General features: G+C 59.1%; 19 protein-coding genes and 1 tRNA gene. 6 read left to right on the top strand and 14 right to left on the bottom strand.

Annotation, left to right across the window (positions count from 1 at the left end):
* Positions 1-81 precede the first annotated feature (81 nt).
* From H3T88_RS01955 to manA, 4 genes are all read right to left on the bottom strand, one after another.
* Positions 82-1,128, bottom strand: a complete 1,047-nt coding sequence (locus H3T88_RS01955; RefSeq protein WP_015022278.1) for a universal stress protein — start codon at positions 1,126-1,128, stop codon at positions 82-84.
* Positions 1,129-1,302: 174 nt separating this feature from the next.
* Positions 1,303-2,031 (bottom strand): C40 family peptidase, encoded by a 729-nt coding sequence (locus tag H3T88_RS01950; protein ID WP_198203342.1) that lies wholly within the window; start codon positions 2,029-2,031, stop codon positions 1,303-1,305.
* An 82-nt stretch (positions 2,032-2,113) separates the two neighbouring features.
* Positions 2,114-3,028: a CHAP domain-containing protein gene (locus H3T88_RS01945; RefSeq protein WP_015022280.1), complete on the bottom strand. Its 915-nt coding sequence runs from the start codon at positions 3,026-3,028 to the stop codon at positions 2,114-2,116.
* 293 nt (positions 3,029-3,321) lie between these two features.
* The gene (gene manA / locus H3T88_RS01940) at positions 3,322-4,707 is read right to left on the bottom strand and encodes a mannose-6-phosphate isomerase, class I (RefSeq protein ID WP_015022281.1); all 1,386 of its coding nucleotides are present in this window, start codon (positions 4,705-4,707) and stop codon (positions 3,322-3,324) included.
* A 139-nt stretch (positions 4,708-4,846) separates the two neighbouring features.
* Here manA and H3T88_RS01935 point away from each other — a divergent pair, with 139 nt between their 5' ends.
* Positions 4,847-5,134, top strand: coding sequence for a hypothetical protein (locus H3T88_RS01935; protein WP_015022282.1), 288 nt, complete (start codon positions 4,847-4,849; stop codon positions 5,132-5,134).
* Here the strand turns inward: H3T88_RS01935 and H3T88_RS01930 are convergent.
* Positions 5,067-6,317 (bottom strand): sensor histidine kinase, encoded by a 1,251-nt coding sequence (locus H3T88_RS01930; protein WP_232347062.1) that lies wholly within the window; start codon positions 6,315-6,317, stop codon positions 5,067-5,069. The genes H3T88_RS01935 and H3T88_RS01930 overlap by 68 nt on opposite strands.
* A gap of 200 nt (positions 6,318-6,517) precedes the next feature.
* Between H3T88_RS01930 and phoU the strand changes: the two genes are divergently transcribed.
* On the top strand, positions 6,518-7,195 hold the full coding sequence (phoU, locus tag H3T88_RS01925) for a phosphate signaling complex protein PhoU (RefSeq protein WP_198203341.1): 678 nt from the start codon (positions 6,518-6,520) through the stop codon (positions 7,193-7,195).
* Positions 7,196-7,385: 190 nt separating this feature from the next.
* Here phoU and H3T88_RS01920 read toward each other — a convergent pair whose 3' ends face one another.
* The 4 genes from H3T88_RS01920 to lysS all read right to left on the bottom strand — a co-directional run bounded on the left by H3T88_RS01920 (position 7,386) and on the right by lysS (position 11,847).
* Positions 7,386-8,126 carry a phosphoglyceromutase gene (locus tag H3T88_RS01920; protein ID WP_015022285.1) on the bottom strand — a complete coding sequence of 247 codons (741 nt, stop codon included), beginning with the start codon at positions 8,124-8,126 and terminating at the stop codon, positions 7,386-7,388.
* Between the two features lie 63 nt (positions 8,127-8,189).
* Positions 8,190-9,137 carry a 1,4-dihydroxy-2-naphthoate octaprenyltransferase gene (gene menA, locus H3T88_RS01915; protein ID WP_198203340.1) on the bottom strand — a complete coding sequence of 316 codons (948 nt, stop codon included), beginning with the start codon at positions 9,135-9,137 and terminating at the stop codon, positions 8,190-8,192.
* Positions 9,138-9,203: 66 nt separating this feature from the next.
* A complete protein-coding gene (gene menA, locus H3T88_RS01910; protein ID WP_198203339.1) occupies positions 9,204-10,184 on the bottom strand; it encodes a 1,4-dihydroxy-2-naphthoate octaprenyltransferase in 981 nt (326 codons plus the stop codon).
* Between the two features lie 34 nt (positions 10,185-10,218).
* A complete protein-coding gene (gene lysS / locus H3T88_RS01905) occupies positions 10,219-11,847 on the bottom strand; it encodes a lysine--tRNA ligase (RefSeq protein WP_198203338.1) in 1,629 nt (542 codons plus the stop codon).
* Positions 11,848-11,975: 128 nt separating this feature from the next.
* On the opposite strand from lysS, the gene H3T88_RS01900 reads away from it, so the two are divergent.
* A tRNA-Pro gene (locus tag H3T88_RS01900) sits at positions 11,976-12,049 on the top strand.
* Positions 12,050-12,156: 107 nt separating this feature from the next.
* Here H3T88_RS01900 and H3T88_RS01895 read toward each other — a convergent pair.
* The 4 genes from H3T88_RS01895 to H3T88_RS01880 all read right to left on the bottom strand — a co-directional run bounded on the left by H3T88_RS01895 (position 12,157) and on the right by H3T88_RS01880 (position 16,622).
* Positions 12,157-13,056, bottom strand: coding sequence for a ribokinase (locus H3T88_RS01895; protein WP_198203337.1), 900 nt, complete (start codon positions 13,054-13,056; stop codon positions 12,157-12,159).
* Between the two features lie 176 nt (positions 13,057-13,232).
* Positions 13,233-13,916 (bottom strand): ribulose-phosphate 3-epimerase, encoded by a 684-nt coding sequence (gene rpe, locus H3T88_RS01890; RefSeq protein ID WP_198203336.1) that lies wholly within the window; start codon positions 13,914-13,916, stop codon positions 13,233-13,235.
* Between the two features lie 12 nt (positions 13,917-13,928).
* On the bottom strand, positions 13,929-14,930 hold the full coding sequence (locus tag H3T88_RS01885) for a LacI family DNA-binding transcriptional regulator (RefSeq protein WP_198203335.1): 1,002 nt from the start codon (positions 14,928-14,930) through the stop codon (positions 13,929-13,931).
* 114 nt (positions 14,931-15,044) lie between these two features.
* On the bottom strand, positions 15,045-16,622 hold the full coding sequence (locus tag H3T88_RS01880; RefSeq protein ID WP_198203334.1) for a PTS transporter subunit IIC: 1,578 nt from the start codon (positions 16,620-16,622) through the stop codon (positions 15,045-15,047).
* A gap of 404 nt (positions 16,623-17,026) precedes the next feature.
* Here H3T88_RS01880 and H3T88_RS01875 point away from each other — a divergent pair, with 404 nt between their 5' ends.
* Genes H3T88_RS01875 through H3T88_RS01865 form a run of 3 tightly spaced genes read left to right on the top strand, consistent with a single transcriptional unit; the run spans position 17,027 to position 21,330 of the window.
* A complete protein-coding gene (locus H3T88_RS01875; protein ID WP_198203333.1) occupies positions 17,027-19,060 on the top strand; it encodes a DUF4037 domain-containing protein in 2,034 nt (677 codons plus the stop codon).
* 12 nt (positions 19,061-19,072) lie between these two features.
* Positions 19,073-19,729: a DUF4125 family protein gene (locus tag H3T88_RS01870; protein WP_015022296.1), complete on the top strand. Its 657-nt coding sequence runs from the start codon at positions 19,073-19,075 to the stop codon at positions 19,727-19,729.
* A 44-nt stretch (positions 19,730-19,773) separates the two neighbouring features.
* Positions 19,774-21,330, top strand: coding sequence for an alpha/beta hydrolase family protein (locus H3T88_RS01865; RefSeq protein ID WP_198203332.1), 1,557 nt, complete (start codon positions 19,774-19,776; stop codon positions 21,328-21,330).
* Positions 21,331-21,679: 349 nt separating this feature from the next.
* Here H3T88_RS01865 and H3T88_RS01860 read toward each other — a convergent pair whose 3' ends face one another.
* Positions 21,680-23,605: a PspC domain-containing protein gene (locus tag H3T88_RS01860; RefSeq protein ID WP_198203331.1), complete on the bottom strand. Its 1,926-nt coding sequence runs from the start codon at positions 23,603-23,605 to the stop codon at positions 21,680-21,682.
* Positions 23,606-23,669 lie beyond the last annotated feature (64 nt).

The following is a 23,669-nucleotide window of genomic DNA, read 5'->3' as shown; positions in this document are numbered from 1 at the left end:
AGAGGAGCGGGGACCTCCAGGTTCATGGAACTTCGGGGGGTCCCCGCTCCTTGTCATTGCTTTTTCCGGATTGTCCTGCCCCTACTCCTCGTGTTCGGGGTCTATGGTCGACTCCAGGTCAGCCAGCTGTTCAGGCTTGGCCGAATCCACAGAGACCTGCTCCACGCCGGTAATATCAGCCACATTGGTAGTTTCGGCAGCATCCGCCGCGGCCTTGAGCCCGGACTCCTCTGCCTCCACATACTTGCGCGGCACCACGTAGACGGGGCTGACGGCATGCTGCAGGAGCCCCTGGCTGGTCGATCCCAGCAGGAGCCCGGTGAAGCCGCCTCGACCACGTGAGCCGACCACAACCACGTCATGGGTCTTGCTGGCCTGGGTCAGAGCCTCCACAGCCGAGCCAGGCACCACGGTCTTGTTGATGCGCAGATTCGGGTAGGTCTTCATGAGCGGTTCGATTCGGGTATTGAGGTCATCCAGGTAGGAGTCCATGACGCTGCGCTCCTCGGCCGAACCCGTACCAGTCAGCCCGGAGATATTGGGCACTGCCGACATGACATCAAGTTCGGCATTCCAGCTGTCGGCGAATGCTGCGGCGATCTGCAGGGCCTTAAGGCCCCACTTGGACTCGTCGGAACCCACAGCAACCCGCTTGATGTCGTTGCTCAGGTGCATCAGGTTGCCGTCGTCGTCGGTGTAAGGAACCACCACGATAGGGCAGTAGGCGTAGGCGGGCAGGCTGGAGCTGGTGGTGCCCAGCAGACGCTCGGCCAGGCCGCCCTTGCCCCGGTTCCCAATGACAATCAGTCGGTAGTTACGGCTCAGCTCCACGAAGACCGATGAGGGATCCCCCGTCACGATCAGCGTGGCTGCACTAACCCCCTGCTCATCGGCAATTGCCTTGGCCTTGGAGAGAATCTCCTGGGCGTCGTTGTGAGCCGCTACATCGTCTCCCATGGTGGTGTAGGTCGCGTCGAAAGAAACGGCCGCATATGAGGGAAGGGAATATGCGCAGACGATTTGCAGGGTCAGCCCTGCATGCTTAGCGTAGTTGGCGGCCCACCATGCCGCCTTGTAGCTGGCGTCCGAGCCATCGACGCCTACCAGAACAGCCTTGTCGTTGCTCATCCGACGACCTCCTTATAAAACTTGGCGATGACAAACCGACATCGCTCTTTCTGTCAGAATATCGCATGCAGACCTGATCAATAAGTTGGCCAGGGCCAACACGCGAGGAACTTCGACTCTGAATATGCAAAACGCCCCACAAGGGGGCGCTGAGACTTCATTCGTAACTTTCTCTCAGACCAGACGACGATACTCGAAAGCCCGATAAAGCTTCTCAACCGTTACTGTCCGACCGACATCCGGGGCATGAATCATGCGGCCACCACCGACATAAATGCCTACATGGCTGCCCTCAGGAGTCACAATCAGGTCGCCAGGAGCAGGATCCGTGACCGGCACACCCACTGAACGTTGCGCATCGGCTGTGCGGGGCAGGCCAATACCGAAGTGAGCGAAAACATACTGGGTGAATCCGGAGCAGTCAAAGCCCGCGGCCGGACTGGTCCCACCAAACACATAAGGAATCCCCTGGAACTGAAGGGCGTAGTTGACCACATCTGCACCCCTGCCAGTGGCCGGCACATCAGTGATTGCGCTGACGGTACTGCTACGGGCAGCCGAACGACTGACCTGCTGCGAGGACTGGTTCCGACTGGCTGCAGCCTGTGCCTGTTCCTGAGCCTGCTGGGCCTTGGCTTCAGCATCCTTCTCGGCCTGAGACTTGGTGGCAGGAACGTTCAAAGACTCAATGCCACCCCAGCTGCTGTCCTTTTCGACGGTGGTAGCCGTCGACTCGGTCAACAGGTCTGCACGCACCTTGCTGCCGGGGGTGAATGAACGCGACGAAGTAACTACGGCTTCACTGCCGTCACTGGCCTGGGCCACGGCGGGTATACCGATGGAAAGCATGCCACAGATCGTGGCTGCTGCCATCATGCTCACATACTTGCGTGTTTTTTTCATCGGGCACGATTCTATCACGTATTACAAACAAGAACCATCTAAAAGAACCAACTGGAAAGACTGCAATCCGCGCAGCCAAGAATCAGTAATGGATGTAGCTCAAAGCGTGCACATTGGACAAGGTACGAGAGTAGGTCTTTCCGTTCATGCTGGCACTGCACTCGGAGGTGACGATGGACCCGTCAGGGTTGATCTTCTCGACGATGGCCACATGGCCGTAGGTGGAATCCGAGCCCTCCTGACCGGCTTGGAAGACCACGATGTCGCCGACATTGCGCGGCGTGTTGTCCACCCAATAGCCCAGGGAGCGGGCAGAGCCGGACCAATCCTTGGCATTGCCCAGATGCGAGCCCACCGGCAGACCCAGCTGGTGACGCCGGACATAGGCCCACCAGGTGCACTGGCTGAACTCGTAGGCGTTGCCCGCATCTCCAGTGGCATGATCGGGATTGAACCCTGACGGCAGAACCGATCGGTTGGCATCCATCAGCACTGCCACATTCGGATTGTTGGCCAGAGATTTGGACATCTGTCCGGCATCGAGTTCGGATTCGCCCAGCTCCCAACTGCCTTCATTGCGTTGTGAAGCCGTCGCCAGGGGCTGGCGGTAATCAGAACGAGAGACCCTTGCACCACTATCATTTGCGCTGGAGGAACCGGCAGAGGATGAGGGGGTGACCAAATTAATTGCGACACTGTCGGCCAATGGCAGGGACCAGTCGCCCCGAGCCTGAGTGACAGCCATGGAGGAAGCGGCGGCACCGACCAGGACGGTCAGGGCTGAACCTGTCATGAAATGAGAGCGACGGGCTGATGCCTTGGCGGCCAGACGAATGGAACGACGGGTTCGGGGGGCCACCTCGTTGAGCTTGGCCGCCAGGGCATCATCAAGGTCATCAATGCCCACTGCCTGGGTTACGCCTGACGCGCGGCCGGTCGACCAACTGCCGACACCTGCGCCTCGCCTGGCCGAAGCCCTGTGCGCAGCATGCTTCATCTAGAATCACTCCCGTTTATGTTCCGACGCGACTTTCGTGCCGTATCACGAACCATCACAAGGCAACACCATACCGCAAGCGAGAACCCAGACCAAATGACCTGAATTGTCCATACGGGTGTACTCAAGCATGGCTTCGGTGGTCGCTCATCTTCGACAACCACGGAATACGCTAGGATTATACGGACATGAGGCGGACATAGGCAAACCCGTATGCGTTCCGTTCGCCACGGCGTGTCCCACGGTTTTGAACCCTGCCCGGTCCACCCTGAGCGAACCGGGCCCATACGGGGTCAGACCGGGGTCGAGGCCAGGAGGAAAGACCCGCCGGCACCGTCGGAATCCTCCGGCATGGTGATGTCGACACGACCATCCTCGGAGGGAATGAAGAGGGCCCTCCCCTGGTCCAGTACACAGGACTGGTCGGCGGCTGCGCAACGGATCCGACCATCAGTGCAGACGATGATACGTGGTCCACGGCGCGGAATCATCAGGTGGCGGGGCCCCAGACGCTCTATCAGATCCCCGTAGCGCTGTTGAAGCCTGTTGAGCAGGGGCCAAGTGGCTCCACCCTCCTCCACATGCCCGTATACCAGCATGTACTCATTGATCTTGGGCCGGTAGGTCACCATGTTGTGCATGATCAGGGTGGCGATCATGGAGCTGGAGGGGTCAATGGGGGCCGAAGGCTGGCAGTCCAGGCTGTGCAGGAGGTTGGGAATATCCCGATGTTTGGGGGTCATGCCGGCCCTGAGCACATTGTCTGAGTTGGTCATGATCTCCGCCGCAGTGCCGTGGATGTAAGCGTGAGGGGTCCCGGCGGGGATATAGACCGAATCGCCCTCCTCCAGATCCACAGGGTTGAGCATGAGCAGACAAAGAACGGCCGGGTCATCCGGAAAGGCCCGTGCGGCACATAGGGCATGGTCAAGCACGGCTCCCGCCCGCCTGGACCGTAACCGTCCGGCAGCAGCCTCCAAGGCTTCCTCCAGACCTCGGGCCGCCCCCGGCTCGGCAGTCACGGCAGCATGGAAGGCCCGGAAGATACGTCGGCGGGAGTCCGGCCAGATCAAGGAGGAGACCGGCATCATGGCATCGGCAGAAGCGAAGCGCACCGGCGGGACCCCCAGGTGGAAGGTACGAGCGGTCAGCGCCTGGGTCATCAGCTCGGCCAGAGGATGATCCACGGCGCGCAGGAGGGTCAGCTGTGTTGAGATGGTTGCGAAGCCTACACAGGCCTGGAAGGGCTCCAGGGCCACCACCATCTCGTTCTTGGCCAGACTGTCATGAAAGGATCGGCTGGGATCGTCGTCGGGCACTCCCAGGGCATTCTCACGGTTGAAGCCGGCACGAGCCTCGAAATCAAGGGGATGCACCTGCAGAGACAGAGGGATGCGGGCCGAGATGATCTTGAACAGGTAGGGCAGGGTGGGACCGAAGAGGCGTGAGTCGCGCTCCCCCAACATGGCCATGGGATTGCGGCGAATGGCCTCGGTCAGCGGCATGAGCGAGCCGTCGGGCAGCGTCAGCGGTGAAGGGGATTCGGTGTGCCCGCTGAACCACATCTCCGCCAAGGTATCCCCTTGGCGCTCGTCTGGCTCGTGTAGATGGAACATGCGCTGCAGTCGGTCATGTGAGCCCCAGGCGTAGTGCTTCTCCACAGCTTGGATCGGATACACACACTCCCCTTTCCACGGGAAATCCCTCCATGGGCCGGTGCATACGAACCCACCAATCCCCGTCATAATAAGACAAGGGCCGAAGCATGGGCAAGGCGTGGGGGTCGCCGCATGTCATTGCAAACGGTACAGTGGGGGTATGAAGCTGGCTCCCATTTTCGACCCGGCCGCCCGCAGACCATCTCCTCGGCCCGTGCAGGTGGATCTGCGACGAATCTTCCTGCTAGGCACTGGGGCATGGATTCTGGCCCTTGCCGTGGTGGGCATCCTGGCCCTGACCGGAATGACGGTCACCAAGCCCCTTATTGTCTGCCTGTCCGGGGTTGGCGTGGGCATCCTGCTAATGATATGGGAGCATTTCAATCGTTGGGATTATCGCCGTCTTGCCCAACAACCGGATCCCGAGCCAGAGGAAGCATCAGCGTAAAGGTGCTCCCCTCCCCCGGCGCACTCCAGACCGTGACCGAGCCATGGTGGGTCAGGGCTACATGCTTGACGATGGCCAGCCCCAGACCGATGCCTACAGCAGTCTCTTCATTCTGATTGTCGGCGCGGTAGAAGCGCTCGAAGATCCTGTCCTGGTCAACCTTGGATATGCCTCGGCCGTGGTCGACCACCCTGATTTTTGCGTAGTGCCCGTCATTGGAGGACTGTGCCACAAGGGAGACAGTGGATCCGGAAGATGAGTATGAGATAGCGTTCTCCACCAGCTTGGCCAGAGCCACTTCGATCTGTTGCCCGTCGCCGTGAATCGTCAGTGGCTGGTCGCATCGCCATCGCAGGGCCACATGGGCCCGATCAGCTCTACCCTGCTCATCCTGCACCACTGCCCGTATCTGCTCAGCCACGTCAAGCACGTTCTCCCTGCTAGGCTTGATCCGCTCCTGAGCCCGGATCAGCAGAAGAAGATCCTTGAGCACATGCCCCAGATAGGCACTGTAACGCTGTACCGAAGAGGCATCCTTGGAGACGCTGCGCAGGTGGTTGCGAAGCAGTTCTGGGTCATCCCCCTCCAGGAGGGAAGTGGTTTTCAGCTGCGCCGCCAGCTCCTCCAGGGCCTGAACCGGCTTGAGCATCTGCTCGGATACATTGGTCATGAAAGCGTCCCTGGTCCGAACGAACCTGACCGAATCGCTCACATCATCGATAAGCACGACGACCAGGGACTCGTCGATACGCCCAAGAGTGATCTTGAGCCAGTTCCGTCTGGATACCGCCTGGGCCTGAACATGGGTAGCGTCCCCAGGATCTTTGGTCTCGTCAATATCCCAATCATCGGATTCCGTGCTCTCGGCTGCGGTATCCAGAGCGAATTCGGTGGGCGTTCGCGTAATCAGATTAAAGCTGCGCCGACCGCCCGAATGCCGTACCTGCGTGATGGCTTCCATGATCTTCGGATCCACAATCTCGTCGTTGCTGACGATTCCCAGCCTGTAGGCATCCGGGCTGGAACGAACAACTTCGTCATCGCCATCGACCACAACCGTGGCGGCGGGGATAACCGCCAGCAAGGCCTGGGTCGAGCCCTCCAAAGCCCCGCCGTCGGCCTGTTCACCATCCTTGCTCCGGTTGCCTACAAGGCTGCGTAGGCAATCCATGAACCGTCTCATAAAGACTTCCCTCCAGTCCGGCGCCGATCCCGGACGCTGCGACATCAGCCCAGTCTCATCGGCAGTTCCGGCTTCATTCTCGCATATCCGACAGTGATTGCCGCCCCAAGAGCCGACATTCTTCGATGCTGGCTTTTTCTTGCCACCTTGGTCACATAGACTGGAGTCATATCGTTGACCGAGGCCGAAAGGGAAGAACAATGCGCGTGATTTTCAACGAGGAGCTGGGGCTGGTGGCCGACGATCTCGATCGGATGGCCGCCAAGGTTCGCGATGCCATCAAAAAAGCCGGACGATCCCTGATGGACTGCGATGTGGAGACGGCCCAGGAGGTCATCGACGGGGATGCCGGCATAGACGACCTCCAGGCCAGCATCATCGATCAATGCATCAGACTCCTGGCAAAACAGAGCCCCGTGGCCACTGATCTACGAGTGGTGGTCTCCACACTGAGCCTGTCAGCCACCTTCGAACGCATGGGAGACCTGGCCAGGCACATCGCCGAGACGGCAAGGCGCTCCTATCCCGAGCCGACCCTGCCCTCCGAGGTCATCCCACTATTCAAACAGATGCAAAACTTCCTGGATGTCATGGCCGACCGCCTGGTCGAGATGCTCTCCGACAGAGACACGACCATAGCCGAGCAAATCATCTTCAGCGACGACCAGATGGACAAGCTCCATCAGCAGACATTCGACTACGCCCTATCAGACGACTGGAAAGGAACCAGACAGCAGCTGATCGACCTGGTCCTGGTGGCACGGTTCATGGAGCGTCTGGGAGACCATGGCGTTTCGGCGGCCCGGCGCGTGGTCTACATCGTCTCGGGCTTCGACCCCTCCAAGGATCCAAAGGATCTCGACCTCGATCTGGACTGAGCGGACAGAAAAGAGGCGGCCTGCCACCTGACAGTCTGTCGGGCGGCGGGCCGTTTTTCACTTCCCAACCGCCAGGAATAAATACGAAAGGCGGTGCCTTCCACATAGGGAAAAGACACCGCCCAATCAGCTTGGATAATCTACATCCAAAGTCCGATTCACATCATCATATAGGTCTCTCTGAAGAATCTCACTTCTGGCCCTGGGCCGCCACAGCAGCAGCACCGGCTGCGGCTGCCTCCGGATCCAGGTACTCGCCGCGAGGCTTGACGGGCTTGAAGTTCTCGTCAAGCTCATAGACCAGGGGAATGGCCGTGGGGATGTTGACCTTGGCGATCTCATCCTCAGTCAGGTTGTCGAGCATCTTGACGATGGCCCTCAGAGAGTTGCCATGGGCGGCAATCAGGACGGTCTTGCCGGTCTTGAGCTCCGGGACAATGTCGCTCTCCCAGTAGGGGGTCACGCGCTTGACCACGTTGGCCAGTGCCTCGGCACGGGGCACGGGCGCTCCTGCATATCGAGGATCATGGGACTGCGAGTATTCGTCGTCAGGGTCGATCTCGGGCGGCGGGGTGGCATAGGAACGACGCCAGAGCATGAACTTCTCGTCGCCGTACTTCTCGCGGATCTCGGTCTTGTTCTTGCCCTGCAAGGCTCCGTAGTGACGCTCGTTCAGCCTCCAGTCGCGCTTGACGGGGATCCAGAGACGGTCGGCCTCGTCCAAGGCGATGTTGGCGGTGTTGATGGCGCGGCGCAGCAGGGATGTGAAGACGATGTCGGGCAGAACACCCTTATCCTTGAGCAGCTTGCCGCCCTTGCGGGCCTCCTGCTCGCCCTGCTCGGTCAGCGGGACGTCCACCCAGCCGGTGAACTGATTGGTGTTGTTCCATGCGCTCTGGCCGTGCCTGAGCAATACTAGTTTGTAGGTCATAGTGAAAATTCTAAGACCTAAGAGGGACTGTTTGGCGGACCTACCGCGCCTTGAAGCAGTCCCTTAAAGCAGACAGACACCCAGCCAGCAGAACCCTGTCAGCAAATCGGTATAACCCGACAGCGCAAAGGCCCTGCTGAAGCGGTTTCGACTACTGGCCACTGTGGTCGCAACGGCCATCGCCAGAATAGGCAGCAGGCAGAGCAGACGAGGCCAGGCGACTGCAAGGGAACCATTTGAAAGGGACCACGACTCGACGACGCCCAGAATCACGGCCAGGGCATAGCAGGACCCCATCAGAATCAAGGTGCCTCTGGCTCCGATAAAGGAAGACAGCGTGTACTTGCCGGCCAACGGGTCCGCATCAATGTCGCGATAGTTGTTGATCTCCAGAACGGGAATGCAGATAAGACCGCCAACCAGGGCGCCGATGAACCCGTGACGGTCGACACCGCCGGTCTCCAGGTACTGGGTGGCCAGCACGCCCACCAGGCCGAAGAAGATCATAATGCTCAGCTCGCCCATGGCCCTATAACCGTAAGGGTGTTTGCCTCCCGTGTAGAACCAGGCTCCCAGCAGGCAGAAGACACCGACCATGATCATCCACCAGTGGCCAGTCACCCCGCACAGGATCAGACCGGACAGGCAGGCCATAAGGATGTTGAGATAGGCGGACAGCAGGACCTTGCGAGGCTCCACACCTCCGGCCACTCCTCTTCTGGGCAGGTCAGGCACCGAGCCGTCAGAGCCCGCACTCGACAGGCTGCTCCGTCCCTCATCGGTACCCCTGATCCCGTCAAAGTAGTCATTGGCCAGATTGCAGGTACTGTGGATGAATACAGCCGTCAGACAGCATAAGAGAGCAATCAGCCAGAAGCGCGCATCCGGCCCCGACCCTTGGCTGAGCAGCTGCCGGAGGGCCGCCGCCGTGCCGATCAGAACCGGCGTGGGCGAGCAGAGCAAGGCCGAGGGTCGCAGTGCGTCCTTGTATTCCCGAAGTGTGATGAACATGATTGCCTGATTATCCACCAAATCGCTTGAAGGCCGGTCTGCTCTCTTATGAGAGTATCAAGATTTTCACAGCTGCAGGAGCAGACCAGCCGACCAGCACAGGGCAGAGACCAGGGTGCCCTTGCCTGCCATGCCAAAGGCCTTGGGCACCTGGCCACGGGCAAAGGTTCGACAGATCAGCAGGAAGACAGCGGCCACTGGCAGCAGGATCAGCACAAGAGGAAAGCCCGGCAGGCCATGTCGCATGACAGCCGGAACGAACTGAATCAGACTCAGAACCAGGCTCAGGATGTAGACCAGGTAGATGGAGATGGCTGCTGCCCGCGCCCCCACCAGAACCGCATATGTGTGTTTGCCGGCAAGGCGGTCGTCGTCCAGGTCCCGATAATTGTTGAGCATGAGCAGGCCCACGGCGTTGAGCCCGCAGACGCAGGCACCCAGGATGCCAGCAGCATCGACCCTGTTAATGAGAAAGTACTCGGTTCCCAGGGTGGCCACCAGACCGAAGAAGATGAAGACGCTGACCTCGCCCAGCCCGTGGTAGCCGTACGGATGCGGGCCGCCCACGTAACACCAGCCGGCGATCAGGCAGCAGATCCCGACCAGGATCATCCACCAGTGACCGGTCAATGCCATGACAACCAGACCCATCAGGCAGGTGAAGGCCGCCGAAATCATGGTGGCGTACAGCACCTTCCTGGGCGGCACACCGGCGGCGACCAGACGTCTGGGCCTGCCGGAGGTGGCTTCCTCGCCGCCTCGGCCTGAGTCAGTTCCGCGAACACCATCGGCATAGTCATTGGCGAAGTTGGCTGCGATCTGCATAGACAGGGCGAGCAAGACCAGCAAGACCACGATCAGGGCCAGCCGTCCCGGCGTGGTCGCCTTCAGGTCAGGGTCGACAGGCGTGGGCGAGCAGGAGCTAGTGCACTGTTCCAGCAGCCGTGACCGCTTCAAGAGTGCAGCTGAAGCGCCCACGCAGACAGGCGCCACCGAGGCAGGCAGCGTCCGGGGACGCATGCCATCCATCCAAAGCCTGATATTCATGACCGTCCCTCCCTTGTTATCATCTCAGACCATCTCAGATCAGCGGCTTAACCAGGGGGAAGGTGATGGTCTCACGGATGGACGCACCGGTGAGGGCGATCAGCAGGCGATCGATGCCCATGCCCATGCCGCCAGCGGGAGGCATTCCTACGCCCAAGGCCTCCAGGAAGTCCTCGTCAATGTCCATGGCCTCGACATCGCCACGGCTGGCCATCTTGGCCTGCTCGACGAACCGCTGCCGCTGGACCACCGGGTCGTTGAGCTCGGAGTAGCCCGTGGCCAACTCGAACCCGCGAACGTAGAGGTCCCACTTCTCGACCACGCCCGGCTTGGTGCGGTGGGCCTTGACAAGGGGCGAGGTCTCGACCGGGAAATCACGCACGAAGGTCGGCTCATACAGCTTGTCCTGCCAGAAGTGCTCCCAGAGGTGTTCGACCAGCTTGCCGTGGTTTTCGGCAGGCTCCTCCTCCAGGCCCAGCCTGTCAGCGATGGTCCGCAGATGGTCCGCACTGGTCTGCGGGGTGATCTCCTCACCCAGGGACTCGGAAAGGGACTCATACATGCTGATCTGACGCCAATCACCACCGAAGTCGTACTGGCTGCCATCCTGCAGGGTCACCTTCAGCGATCCCGACGTGGCCAGTGCCGCTTTCTGAATCAGCTCCTTGGTCAGCTCCCCGATGGTGTCGTAGGTGCCATAGGCCTGATAGGCCTCCAGCATGGTGAACTCCGGGGCATGGGTGGCATCCACGCCCTCATTGCGGAAGTCGCGGTTGATCTCGAAGACACGCTCAATGCCGCCGACCAGGCAACGCTTGAGGAAGAGCTCAGGCGCAATGCGCAGGTAGAGGTCGATGTCGAAGGCGTTCATATGCGTGGTGAATGGCCGTGCCGCAGCGCCGCCATGCACAGTTTGGAGCATGGGGGTCTCGACCTCCATGAAGTCGTGGTCTTCGAAGGTACGCCTCAGCGAGGAGACGGCCTTGGAACGACGACGGACCATGGCCCGCACATCCTCATCGGCAATCATTGCCAGGTAGGGCTTGCGGGTGCGCTGCTCCTCGGTCAGCTCCTTGTGAAGGGCCGGCAGCGGCTGCAGGGCCTTGGCCGCGATGTTCCACTCAGTGGCGAAGATTGAGAGCTCACCGGTCTTGGAGGCGACCACGCGGCCGCGCAGGTAGAGGTGGTCGCCCAAGTCGACCAGCTGCTTGAACCGCTTCAGAGAATCAGCGCCAATCTCACGCTTTGAGATCATGCCCTGGATGCGGGTGCCATCGCCCGCCGCCAGTTGGACGAAGCAGAGGCCGCCGCCGTTGCGCAGGAAGAGGACCCTGCCGGCGATGCCAACCACATCCTCGGTCTCCTGGCCAGGCTCAAGGCGGTCCTGATACTTACGGCGCACATCCTCGATGCGGTCGGTCACATCCAGATGGACCGGGTAAGGCTCGACGCCTTCCTTGAGCATGAGCGCCCTCTTGGCCACACGCATGCGCACCTGTTCGGGATGGCCTTCAGCGCCGTCCGTCAGGTTGCCGGAATCAATGGCGTCGTCCAACTGGGCGCCCTGATCGATCTTCTCCGTGATGGCCATATCCTGATCAAGCAGTGCCTGAGCACGCTCGACCGTCGTCAGACGAGGGGTTTCTTCCGATGAGTCATTCATAAATCGCTATTTTACGCATGAGCCGGTACTTGGCCCCAGGCACCGCTGACCAGCAAGCGATCGGGGCTTCGCGCCGCGCAGACGATGGCGTTTGGCCGACGGTACGTGTACTATATAGAACGTTGTCACGGGGTATAGCGCAGCTTGGTAGCGCGCTTCGTTCGGGACGAAGAGGCCGGGGGTTCAAATCCCCCTACCCCGACAAATGCGATAAGAGGCCGGCAATATCTGTCGGCCTCTCCTCCTTATTCTCATCCTCCTGTTACTTCATGTAATCATCGAGTTGCATCATGCAGTGCTTGACCTATGTCAGCTCATATCGGCCAAGGTGGGGAAAACCTGATGGTTACCAACACGACTGACCTTGATGGCAGCCGCCTTGTTGGCGAAATTCACTGCCTTCAGGAAATCACCGTGCTGGGCATAATTGACGGCAAGGGCACCGGCAAACACATCACCAGCACAGACGGAGTCCAGTGCGTGGACCTTGACTGAGTCGATTTCGTAGATCTCCCCCTCGTGCAAAACCACGCTTCCATCAGCCCCCAGCTTGACGATGACGGTCTTCGGCCCCATGCCAGCTATGGTTTTGGCAGCCTTAACCGCCTCCACCTTGTCGGTCACATGTATACCGGTGATCCGCTCTGTCTCCTGCTGGTTGGGCGTGACACAATCAGCATAGGCGAGCGCCTCGGGGAAGAAACCGTCAGCCGGAGCTGGATCAAGGATGATGTACATGCCCTTGCGTCTGCCGGCCTTCAAAGCAGCCAGAACGGACTCGCGACTGGTCTCCAGCTGCATAAGCAGAACCGGAGCCTCCATCTGATCCAAGGCTGTATCCACTTCTGCGGCCGTGATGGTGTCATTGGCGCCAAACGTCCCCACCATGGTGTTTTCGGAAGTCTGATCTACCTGAACGATGAATGTTCCAGTCCCCTCATTGCCATTGCGCATGACGAACTGGGTATCGACTCCCCAATCGCTTAAATTGTCAAGCATCTGCTTGCCAGCGCCGTCCTCACCGACGGCGCCCAGCATAGCCACCTTGCCACCCAACTTGGCTGCAGCGACGGCCTGATTCGAACCTTTCCCTCCCGGAAGCATGGTGATGCTCTTTGCAGTGGCGGTATCCCCATGTCTTGGATAGCTAGTCACCAGGGCCTTGACATCCAGGTTGATGCTGCCCAGAACTATGACGTCATAATGCATGATGATCTCCTCAAAATTGGTATGAATTTGCCGCTACCAGGCAAGGCTTCGCCTCACGCAGCGGCTCTCGGTCTTAGCGTGTGATGTGTTTTACAAGTAGTTTGGACTCAGCCGGCAAGCTTGCAGATGCGCAATAATCAGCTCATCAGTAACCAGTCAAGAACAAGAAAAGGATGTCAGGCCTCTTGCGGTCCCACTGCCTCCTTGAAGAGTTCGCGCGTGGCACGGACATTCTCAACCAGGCTGTGACCTTGACGGAATATGGCGCTGGTGCCTCCGATGAATCTAGTGGCCCCTCTGCGCGCACATTCAGGAATGGTTTGGCGGCCAATATTCCCGTCCACCTCAATGTGGATATTCATGCCGCGACTACGGATCCGATCGGCCAAATCACTGATTTTGCCATACATGGGTTCAATGAATCGCTGCCCTGCGAAACCGGGATTGACCGTCATCAGAATCACATAATCCGTGACGTCGTATACGTAGTCCAATACGTCCAGCGGCGTAGCCGGGCTGATGGCCACGCCGGCCTTGAGGCCTGCCTGATGAATTGCCGTCAGAGTCCCCTGCAGGTTTCTGGTGGACTCTGCATGAATGGCGATCCTGGAAGCCCCGGCCAGAGCGAACATGTCAACGTATCGTTCGGGACGCTCCACCATCATGTGCAGATCCAGCGGCTTTTTGGTAATGGCCCGCACCTTGTGCACGAAGTCGGGACCAAGGGTGAAGTTCGGAACGAATGATCCGTCCATCACATCGATATGGTAGAAATCAACGCCCGCCGCATCAAGCTCTCTGACATCACGTTCCAGATTGCCCAAATCGGCGCACATGAGCGATGGTCCTATTTCCAACATTACATCTCCTATTTACGCGCCCCTTGTCTGTGAGCTGTCGCGAATGACAAGGTGCGGTTCGATTGAACGTTTCTGCGGCTTCCCCTTAGTGGACACGGTGCTTTCGAACAGATCCACGATCTGCTCGCCTATGTCCTCGGGAAGCTGATTGACCGTGCTAAGACGCGGCACGGAATATTCAGCCAGTTCGATGTCGTCATAGCCAAAGACCCGCATATCTTGAGGTATCCGGATACCCAAGTCGGCACAGGCTCTCATGGCTCCGATGGCCATAATGTCATCAGAGCAAAAGATGCCATCCACGGACCCTGGGTGATCTTCAAGGAAACCCTTTGCTGCCTGGTATCCCCCGACCAGGGAGAAGGAAGTTGTCAGTTTGACAACCGGCTTCGCCCCTGCCTCGGTAATTGCCTTCAGGTACCCGGCATACCGATCCTCAGAGCTTTTTTCCTGCTCAGGTCCTGATATGAACATGAGACGACTGCAGGAACCCTGTTGGATCAGATACCTGGTGGCCTTGTACCCTCCCGCTCGGTGGTCCACATATAAGGCCGAATACGGATGGGAGAAGCATGCCCGATCCATCGTGAGAGTGAAGATACCCTGGTTATTGAGCTTGGTCAGGTCTTCTTCATCAACGAACAAGGAGCTGATGATGGCCCCGCGGACTCGGATGCCCTCCATAAACCGCAGATAATAATCGACCTTATCGCGTTTGTCCTTGCTGTTGCATAGATATATATGGAGTCCTCGCCGGTCTGCGGCCTGTTCTATCCTCCCTGATAAATCGGCAAAGTAGGGATTGCCCAGGTCGGGAACCAAGAGAGCGACCAAATCCGATGACTGCTCGGACAGGGTCCTTGCCACGAAGTTCGGCTGATATCCAAGCTTTTTGACTATGGCGTTGACCTTGCTTACCGTCGCATCGCTGGCCCCTCCTTTCTTGTTGAGAATGCGCGACACGGTTGCTGTGGAAACACCGCTCAGCTCCGCAATATCCCTAATCGTCACCATCAGTCGATCCTTATATCTTTGCGATGGAGGGCCCTGCATGGGATAGATTCCCTGGGCCTAACCGGTTACTTCAGGTTAAACCGGAGACATGATTTCAGCGAGGTTTCCAAACTTCTATAGACCGGAGGCATCACCCCCGACTCCAGCTCTGTCCGGCGCGTCCGTGCGCTTGCCGACAGGGGGTAGAGAAGAAGATGATGAAGACTCAAGGTCTGCGGCAACTCCACCTTGTGCGGAAACCGAACCAGCCCCAGGGGCGGCATCGAGCTGGTCAACAGCAACCGAACCGACGCTGATTCCTGCTACCGACTCCCTGCGAAGCCTTCTGACATACCAGGCGAAAAGCCCGATATAAGCCAACAAGGCCAGCAGAGCCAAGCCGATGGTTTTCAAGTCGAGGGTTCGAACCGCATTGCCGATCAGCATGGCCAGCATCTTCTCGAGCGGGTCTGAATCCACGGCCGAAAACATCTCGTTCTTGCCCAGCCCGGCCGGAAAGACGCCCATAGCCTTCGAAGTCTGGGTCAGGAAGGGCGATATCAGGCTTGCGGCCCAAAGGAAGAGGGGAATCATAATGGTTCCTATCAGGGTCATTCTCACCACTTTGCCCCTGGCTCCTATGAGGAGCGACGGCGCCAGTACGGTGAGGATGATCCCTCCAAGGGGGAGCACTGAATTGCCAGGAAGAATCATGGCGATCAGCAACAGAATGGGCGCCAGGATGTTGGCCACGGCCCAGAGCTCAGCCCGGGAGGCCAGGATGGGCCAATCAATGGCGATATACAGCTTGCGCCCCTTCATGCGACGCTCCATGAAAGAGGTGACCCCCTGAGATAGGGGACCAATAGCGGGAGCAAACCAGTCCCCTACGACTCCGAAAAGTTCCAAGCAGACACCGGAGGAGAATGCCAGTGCGCAGATATGGGCGGCATCCTGGCGACCCAGAAGACCCACGAATACACCCAAATATGCGCCTATGGCCCCCTTGCTTCCCAGGAATCCGATCTTCTTGTTCAGAGTCTCGGCATCGAAGTCGAATCGATCGATGAAAGGCAGGACTTTGCTGATCAGACGATCGAGTAGGACAACCACTGGGGTGACAAGCAGCGCAGGGTGAGCCGTAGTAGTGATGTTGTCCTGATCGTAACCGAGCAGATCATCAATGGTGGGCTTCATGGCATCAGCATTGAAGAGCATCAAGGCGTAGATGAAAACAACGAAGACGGACATGAGGAAGAAGTTTCCGCCAGCGCTCCAGTTGATGAGAAGGCCGAGTATGGATACATTCCAAATGTTGAACAGATCGACGTTCAGGGTGTTGGTGAGCTTCAAGGCCAGCATGACCAGATTGGTCACGATGCAGATAAGAGCGAAATAGAGCGTGTACAAGGAGCTCCAGGTAATGACGGCGATGGGCGCCCAGCCCAGATCCGTGACCGACAGCTGAAGGCCGGTATAACGCACAAAAGCCTTGAGAGCCGGGCTGAAGGTGTTGGTCAACAGTCCAATGACCGCACTCATGCCGGTCAGGGCCATGGCCATTCTCAAACCGCCCTCAAACGCCTTGGACAGCTTGACGCCGAAAGCCAGCGACAACAGGGTGATGATGAAGAACATCATGGCCGCGCCGCCCAGGCCTATGAACCAATTGAAACCGTGGTCCAGTGCCTGCACAACTGTATCGAGATTCATGGTGCTGCAATACCTCCTTGTACGACAACGACTACGTAACCGGTTACTCAAAGTCTTATACCATTTACAACGATCACGCAAGCAGCCGCTTGGCAAAAATGCCAATCACGACAGACTTAGCACTTGATTTTTCATTGTCATTGCAGCATTTTATGGATATTCAGAAAATCGCGACACCATTTGGACAAACCGTCGTTTCCTCCTTTGACGTCATTACTTATCCCGCTAGATTACGAAACCGATTACTCTTCGTCCACGGATAACCGATGTCACTGACTGTGAGCAAACCGACCCGGACCCGCAGTTCCCCGCAGAAGTTCAAGCCGTAGAATGTATATGAATAATCGACGCATCGTATGATCGCGTGCATCACGATTCCATCATTGATGACGAGCGGAGGCCACATGGACGAGGTCGGTTGGCAGGACAGCAAGCAGAAAGAGCCTCAACAGTCCTACATGCAACCGGACGGCAGCTTCGGTACCCAAGCCTTTCTGGACGGACTGGATGCCATCTTCAACGCCGGCAAGGCCCGTGATCAGGCCGAACCCTACCTGCAGCAGGCGCTGGTGGATGCGGAGAATGCGGGCGACGACGCCGGACTGCTGACCGTGCTGAACGAAACCATGGGCTTCTACCGGTCCCAGGGCCGCCACCAGGAGAATATGTGGATGATCCAGCGCGCCATCGAACTGGCCTCGCGCATGCGCATCGAGGGGTCCGAGGCCTGGACGACCACCCTGATCAATGCAGCCACAGGTCTGCGGGCGGCCAAGAAGTACGACCAGGCTGAGGACCTCTACCGGCAGGCGCTTGCCTCCGCAGCCAAGACCCTTGGGCCCAAGGATCGACGCCTGGCGGCCCTGCACAACAACCTGTCGATGCTCTACAGCGAAACCGACCGACCCGGCCAGGCCGAGCAGGAGCTGCGCCAAGCCATGGACATCCTGGAGAATTCCAGCACTGATCCTTCCCAGGATCTGGATCTGGCCACCACCCACACCAATCTGGCCCTTCTGCTCATGCAGCGCAGTGACAGTCCGCAGGCTCTGCAAGAGGCCTGGGACCAGGCTCGCACAGCCCTGGATATCTATCGAACCGGCCACCTGGAAAACAGTGCACACTATGCCTCAGCCCTGGCCGGCTTTGCTCAAGTCTGCTACATGACCGGTCGCTTCAGTCAGTCGGCAGACACCTATCGCAAGGCCTTGGCCATCATCGAGGATCGATACGGTAAGGGCAGCGACTACTACCAGATCACCAAGGCCAATCTGGACCAGGCCCAGGCCGCTGCTGATAAAAACGGTGACAAGGATCAATCCGACCAGGCTAAGCAAGCAGTATCGAGCCGGTCGAAGACCGGTTCAAACCAGCCTCCGGCCAGGAACCAGAACAATGACAGCGATCAGCAAAACCCCCGCCCGGATATTCAAGGGCTGGACCTGGCCAAGGCCTATTGGGAGCAAGTGGGCCGACCCATGCTTGAGGAGCGCTACCCCCAGTATCGCGGTCGAATCGCCGCGGGATTGATGGGCCATGGCTCGGACTGCTACGGCTTCGACGACGCCATCTCCCGGGATCACGATTTCGGCCCGGGCTTCTGCCTGTGGCTGACCAGCGAAGACTACCAGGCCATCGGCGACCAGCTGCAGAAGGACTACGAGGCCCTGCCCACCGAATTCATGGGGTTCGGCTCGCGAACCGACAGCGTCAGAGCAAAGGGGGACAACCGCCGCGTGGGCGTCTTCGAGATCGGCGCCTTCTTCGAATCCCTGACCGGCTACCGGCAGGCGCCCCCGGAAGACCACCCCCACGAGTGGCTGCTTTTGGATGAGGCTACGCTGGCTGCGGCCACCAATGGCAGGATTTTCGCGGATCCTCTGGGACGGATGCTGGCCACCCGGCAGGGGTTCAAGGCCATGCCCGATGATGTGCGCTTCTGCCTGATCTCCCGTCGGCTGGGCATGATCGCCCAGGCGGGCCAGTACAACCTGCCGCGAAGTCTGCAGCGGGGCGACGGGGCTGCAGCCATGCTGTCAATCAATGAATTCGTCAAAGCCAGTGCCTCACTGATCTTCCTGATCAACAATCCACTGACAGTCGGTTATCTGCCCTATTACAAGTGGACATTCGCGGCCTTACGGCGACTGAGCGGACGAATGGCTACCAGGCTGGCTGACCTGACCGAACAACTGGAGGACATCCTGCGCCTGGCCTCGGCTGCCTGCTATGGAGGGCAAGGCTTTGGCGAAGGCGGCAAGGGAGCCCGACCAGCCGCTGAACGCATCACCAAACTTGTAGAGTCAATCTGCGCCAGAATCGTAGAAGAGTTGCAAGCGGAGGGCTTGACCAACAGCCCTGAGACCTTCCTGGAGTGGCAGCGCCCCTACGTCGAGGCCCACATCTCCAGCGACGAGCCGGTTCTGCACAGCATCTGAAAGGAGCCAAAGATGGCAAACGACGAGCAATGTCAGGATGAGGAATCCTTGCGCGAGCGGATCGTCCGCCACGAATGGGAGCAGTTCCAGCAGGTCAACAACGAAGGCGGTCCGGCAAACTGTCAGGGCAACTGGCCCATGTTCCACCAGATGCGCCTGAGCCAGTTTCTGACCTGGCCACATCCCCTGTTGACCAGTTATGCAGATGACCTGGATCAGGCCGACAAGGTGGGACGCAACCTGCTGACCGAGAAGTACGGGCGGATGATGGAGTCCACAGCCCCGGACCAGTACCACAGCAGCATCGCCCCCTACCTGCCCAGGCTGGGCCTGGATCGCCAGGAGCAGCAGGAGCGCATCATCGACCGGCAAGTGGCCTGGGCCAAGGACTTCCGCGAGCGCTACCCCCGTCTAGGTCAGGAGATGCGGGTCCTGCGAACCAGCGAGGACACGCCGGAGGCAACCTCCTTCGAGACTTATCTGCGTGGCGAACTCGGCACCTATTCGGCCCGGACGCTGGATCTTTACCAGTCCATGGTGGACCAGATCGAGGCGCGGGGTGGCAACCTGACCGAGGAAACCATCCTGGCCACGGTGCAGCTTAACGGCTTTGAGACCCTGGACGAAGCCGAGCAGGCCCAGAACCGACCACCTGAACCACAATCATGAGGTTCATCTGACCAACCAGTCACGCGGTCGGGTAGAGTTGACGGGTGCAAAAGCTGAAACGGGCGGGTTTTACCGCCGCCTCCTTTGTGGTCATCCTGCTGGTCATGCTCCTTGTGAACCAAGCCATGACGCCGGACTGGCAGGTGGAACCCTACCACGACCATCTGCAGGTCTCGACCCGCTCCACTGCCGTCGCTTCAAGCCTGGGCCCCACCACTCCTGAGGGCACCCACCCGGTCAAGGAGCGAAAAATCAGCATCACTCTGGAGGGTGGAGTCCGTATTCAGGCCATCGTAAGAGAGCCCAGCGACCGCAAGGGCACCGGACCAGCCTGCCTATTCATCCATGGCGCCGGAACAGGCAAATCCTCCGAAGTGTATGGAGACCTGGCTTCAGCCATGGCCTCGGCCGGCATCACCACCCTGGTGCCCGACAAGCGTTTGGACACCTACACCACCTTCCACCGCGACTATCAGGCCATGGCCGCCGACTATGGACAATCCCTTGATCGTCTCCGCGCCTGGCCGGGCGTGGATCCAACCAAGGTGGGCTTGTACGCCGAGTCCGAGGGCACCTGGATATCGTCCATCATGACCGCCAAGGACCCCAGCATCGCCTTCTCCATCCTGACTTCACCTCCCGTCTACCCGGGACGACGGCAGATGGCCATGGCGGCCACCAGCTATTTGGACCTGATTGGTGCACCCAAGGGAATCCGGAACGTGATACCCCGGCTCATGGGCATGGATCTTTCCCTGCTGGGCCTGGAGTACGCCGACTTCCCCTCCCTGCCCTATCTGGACCAATTGCGGATGCCGGTCATGATCAACTTCGGCACCATGGATGTCTCCATGCCGGTCGAGCAGGGTGCGCGCGAGATCATCAGCAGAACACACGCGAACGGCAACGACAACGTGACCCTGCGCTACTACCCCACCAACCATCAGATCCGCACCGGCAGTCGGCTGGCCAAGGCCGGGTTGCCCCTGGAACCCAGATACACCCATAATCTGGAAGACTGGATCAACGCCGTGGCACTGGGCACCAAAGCCGATCAATGGTCGACTCCTATGATTGCCGGCAGCCAGCCCCATCAGCTCAATCAGGTGCCCAAGCACACGAATACAGGGTTGATGCCTTCGCTGACCGCCCTGCTTACTTTGATGGCCAGTGGCCCCATTCTGCTGGCTGCCGCCCTTGCATCTGCCCTGATTGGAGCCTTGAGCTCACATCTGCGGGCTCGAGGCAAAAACCACCGACAGTCGGGTTTCAGCAAAGGCCTGACCGGACGGCTCTGGTCGCTAGGCCTGCTAGCCGCAGGACTTATGACTGCCCTGCTGGCCTATGCCTTTACTGTGGTCCGCCGGGCGTTTGGCCTTATGCATCTGTCCTCGATGATGGCATCATGCTGGTTCATGTTGTCCATCCTGTGTCTGGTACTCATCCTGCTCCTGGCGAGCACCCTGACCTGTATCTTCAGCCAATCCGACGGCAAGCCGGCTGTTGCCGGTGCTGGCCACTGGCTGACCCTGACCCTGACCCTGCTGGGGTCCCTGGCCATCCTTGGCAGCCTGATCTTCTGGAATACCTTGGTCTTTTGAGACAGATCGGGTGCGCCTTGCCGATGCCAGCCAGGCTAACACAGACGCGCCAATCAGCACCAGGCCCAGGCCGGCAAAAATCAATGGAATAATCCGCTGCCAGGGTATGACTATGGTCAGATCCGTACCGTAACGCAGAAAGACCAATCCAAGAGCCAACATGGTCAGAGCCAAAAGTCCAACCAGGGCGCCAAAAATGATGGTAGGCAGGCTGGGGCCGCTAGGACGGACCGGCTCCGGAGGCTGCATCCGAACCTGGTATATCGGGGGTGCCTGTGATTCAACCGGCATGACCTTGGTGGCGCGCTCCTGACGATCCAGCGGCTGGCCTCCTTCTGGTTGCTGCATATCAGTCATCTTCCTGATCCTCCCCAAACTGCCATGGATTGTAGCTATAATCCCAATATTCATTGATCGAGCCGCTGTAGAGCTGCGCCCGCTTCGGCTGGGTAGCGCTCCCCTGGGCTTGCACGGTGACCCGTGCACCGTCCATGAGATTGGCTTCGACGATCAATTCGGGATCGTCGGGCATATGCCACTGATCCTCCTTGGATGCTCGCAGGGCTTCCTCCCAATTGCGTCGTGCAGCTGATGACGACGTATTGCCCCACCACATCCGGTTTCCCTGTTCCGTCTCGGTTATCCAGTCAGCCGCGCCTGATCCCAAGACCCTGTAGAGGTCGGCGTGCTCCCTGTAGGACAAACTGCATCCCTTAGGAATGAGCAGGCGAACGTCAGCATAGGCCACAGCCAGGCGGACGGTGCCCGTCGGGCAGCCTGAGACTGTGCTCACCGCATCATCCATAATCTGAACACGATGGGTGCCGTGTTCCCGCTCATAACCAGTCAGGTCAATGACGGCACTTCCCTGATCCTGCGGGTCTCCGACCAGCGCGGTGCCGCGGCGATAACGCCTCATGTCCGCACTGCTCGCCCCCAACGAGCGCCCATAGTTGTTGCCGTTAACCTGAACTGTGGCGTAGTCGGCCAAGATCCTGCGGTTCTGGGTTTGCTCAATGCCTGGTATGGCCGAACCGGTGGCCAGAATCAGAACAACCAGGCTGGCCATCAAGGCAATGGGAGTCAATCCTCCTGACCTGCGGCCCATCAAGCCCAGAATCAGTATGACCACGCCAAGTGTCAGCGTGACGCCTCCAGCCCAGATTAGAGCGTAGGCCAAGGTCGCATTCAATCCGCGATAGGGGTTCGTGGCCATCCACCAGACCCCTGCTCCGGAGACCAGGATCAGTCCCGACAGAAGACTGACCAGCACAGGTCCGGCGGGACGACGCCTCAGCCGGGGCGGAACCGACGGACCCTGACGGGCCATTCCCGGCCCCGTCGGGAATGACCCGGCTGTGCCATAGCCCGGCCAGGCACTGAATCCATACGACTGATTCATGTTCCCAGCAGGTTCTGCAGGGCCTTCTGCCCCCGTCCAACCTCCGGGAGCTGCACCAGCGCTGGGATTGCCCCCATCTTGCGTATTATTAGAATCGCTGCCGGCGTTTGCCGAATCCTCTGTCTCAGAGATGGGTCCAGGAGAGGTTACCTCCCCTTGTTGCTCCGAAGTTCCATACGAATCGGAATGCTCTGGCTGATCCTTGCATCCTTCCGAGCTCGCATCACTTGCTGTCTGTGCATTGCTTCGCGTCCCTGTGTAATCCTGGTATCCCTCATACCCCGAAAAGCTAGGGTACTCAGGCTGATTCGAATACCGCTGCGAACCTGCACCACTCGGCCGTTCCGAATACTGCGGTCCCATCACCCACGGATCGCCCGAAACCGGCCTGCCGGCATCCGGCCCAGCCCAGTACCCTCTTTGATACTCCAGGGCCTTGTTGCGGCTCCACCGGATGAGCAGATACAGGATCAACGCACCCAAAGCCAGGGAAAAGATTCCGACTCCCAGGGAAAAGATTCCGACTCCAGGAATCAGGATTGCCAGCAGCCAGTAAATGATGATGCCCACCATGGAAGCGTGCCAAATCCCGTGAATCAGCTCCTGGGCAATGATGACCCCACGCCGGTCCGGCAAGACGAACCAGGCAAAACCGTAGAAGGCAGCACCGGCGCCGAAGAGAAAGACCGCCAAAATCATCAGCGCTCTGACCAGGGTTATGCTCCAGCCCAGCCGACGGGCCAAGGCTACGCAGACGCCGCCGATCCATCCCTGGTCGCGGATCAGATAGGACTCCCTGCAGGCGCGGAAGAACTTGTCGGACTTCCACCGCCAGCCGTTATCAGGGCCATTGCCGTTCATGTCGCTACTCATGTCTTCATTACAACACCCAGCGAGCGCAAATCTTATGGGGGAACACCCTGATTCAACCCTGATT

Origin of the sequence: Bifidobacterium sp. W8110 (genome assembly GCF_016101375.1) — a bacterium.
GTDB lineage: Bacteria > Actinomycetota > Actinomycetes > Actinomycetales > Bifidobacteriaceae > Bombiscardovia > Bombiscardovia asteroides.
Note: the sequence above shows the minus strand (reverse complement) of the source record. Positions and strands in the feature narration are given on the sequence as shown.

Excerpts from the sequence above, each read along its gene's own strand:
- H3T88_RS01945 (WP_015022280.1), bottom strand. The coding sequence starts at position 3,028 with ATGAAGCATGCTGCGCACAGGGCTTCGGCCAGGCGAGGCGCAGGTGTC.
- phoU (WP_198203341.1), top strand. The coding sequence starts at position 6,518 with ATGCGCGTGATTTTCAACGAGGAGCTGGGGCTGGTGGCCGACGATCTC.
- H3T88_RS01930 (WP_232347062.1), bottom strand. The coding sequence starts at position 6,317 with ATGAGACGGTTCATGGATTGCCTACGCAGCCTTGTAGGCAACCGGAGC.
- rpe (WP_198203336.1), bottom strand. The coding sequence starts at position 13,916 with ATGTTGGAAATAGGACCATCGCTCATGTGCGCCGATTTGGGCAATCTG.
- menA (WP_198203340.1), bottom strand. The coding sequence starts at position 9,137 with ATGTTCATCACACTTCGGGAATACAAGGACGCACTGCGACCCTCGGCC.
- H3T88_RS01935 (WP_015022282.1), top strand. The coding sequence starts at position 4,847 with ATGAAGCTGGCTCCCATTTTCGACCCGGCCGCCCGCAGACCATCTCCT.
- H3T88_RS01870 (WP_015022296.1), top strand. The coding sequence starts at position 19,073 with ATGGCAAACGACGAGCAATGTCAGGATGAGGAATCCTTGCGCGAGCGG.
- H3T88_RS01895 (WP_198203337.1), bottom strand. The coding sequence starts at position 13,056 with ATGCATTATGACGTCATAGTTCTGGGCAGCATCAACCTGGATGTCAAG.
- H3T88_RS01880 (WP_198203334.1), bottom strand. The coding sequence starts at position 16,622 with ATGAATCTCGATACAGTTGTGCAGGCACTGGACCACGGTTTCAATTGG.
- menA (WP_198203339.1), bottom strand. The coding sequence starts at position 10,184 with ATGAATATCAGGCTTTGGATGGATGGCATGCGTCCCCGGACGCTGCCT.
- H3T88_RS01950 (WP_198203342.1), bottom strand. The coding sequence starts at position 2,031 with ATGAAAAAAACACGCAAGTATGTGAGCATGATGGCAGCAGCCACGATC.
- H3T88_RS01875 (WP_198203333.1), top strand. The coding sequence starts at position 17,027 with ATGGACGAGGTCGGTTGGCAGGACAGCAAGCAGAAAGAGCCTCAACAG.
- H3T88_RS01860 (WP_198203331.1), bottom strand. The coding sequence starts at position 23,605 with ATGAGTAGCGACATGAACGGCAATGGCCCTGATAACGGCTGGCGGTGG.
- H3T88_RS01955 (WP_015022278.1), bottom strand. The coding sequence starts at position 1,128 with ATGAGCAACGACAAGGCTGTTCTGGTAGGCGTCGATGGCTCGGACGCC.
- lysS (WP_198203338.1), bottom strand. The coding sequence starts at position 11,847 with ATGAATGACTCATCGGAAGAAACCCCTCGTCTGACGACGGTCGAGCGT.
- H3T88_RS01920 (WP_015022285.1), bottom strand. The coding sequence starts at position 8,126 with ATGACCTACAAACTAGTATTGCTCAGGCACGGCCAGAGCGCATGGAAC.
- H3T88_RS01885 (WP_198203335.1), bottom strand. The coding sequence starts at position 14,930 with ATGGTGACGATTAGGGATATTGCGGAGCTGAGCGGTGTTTCCACAGCA.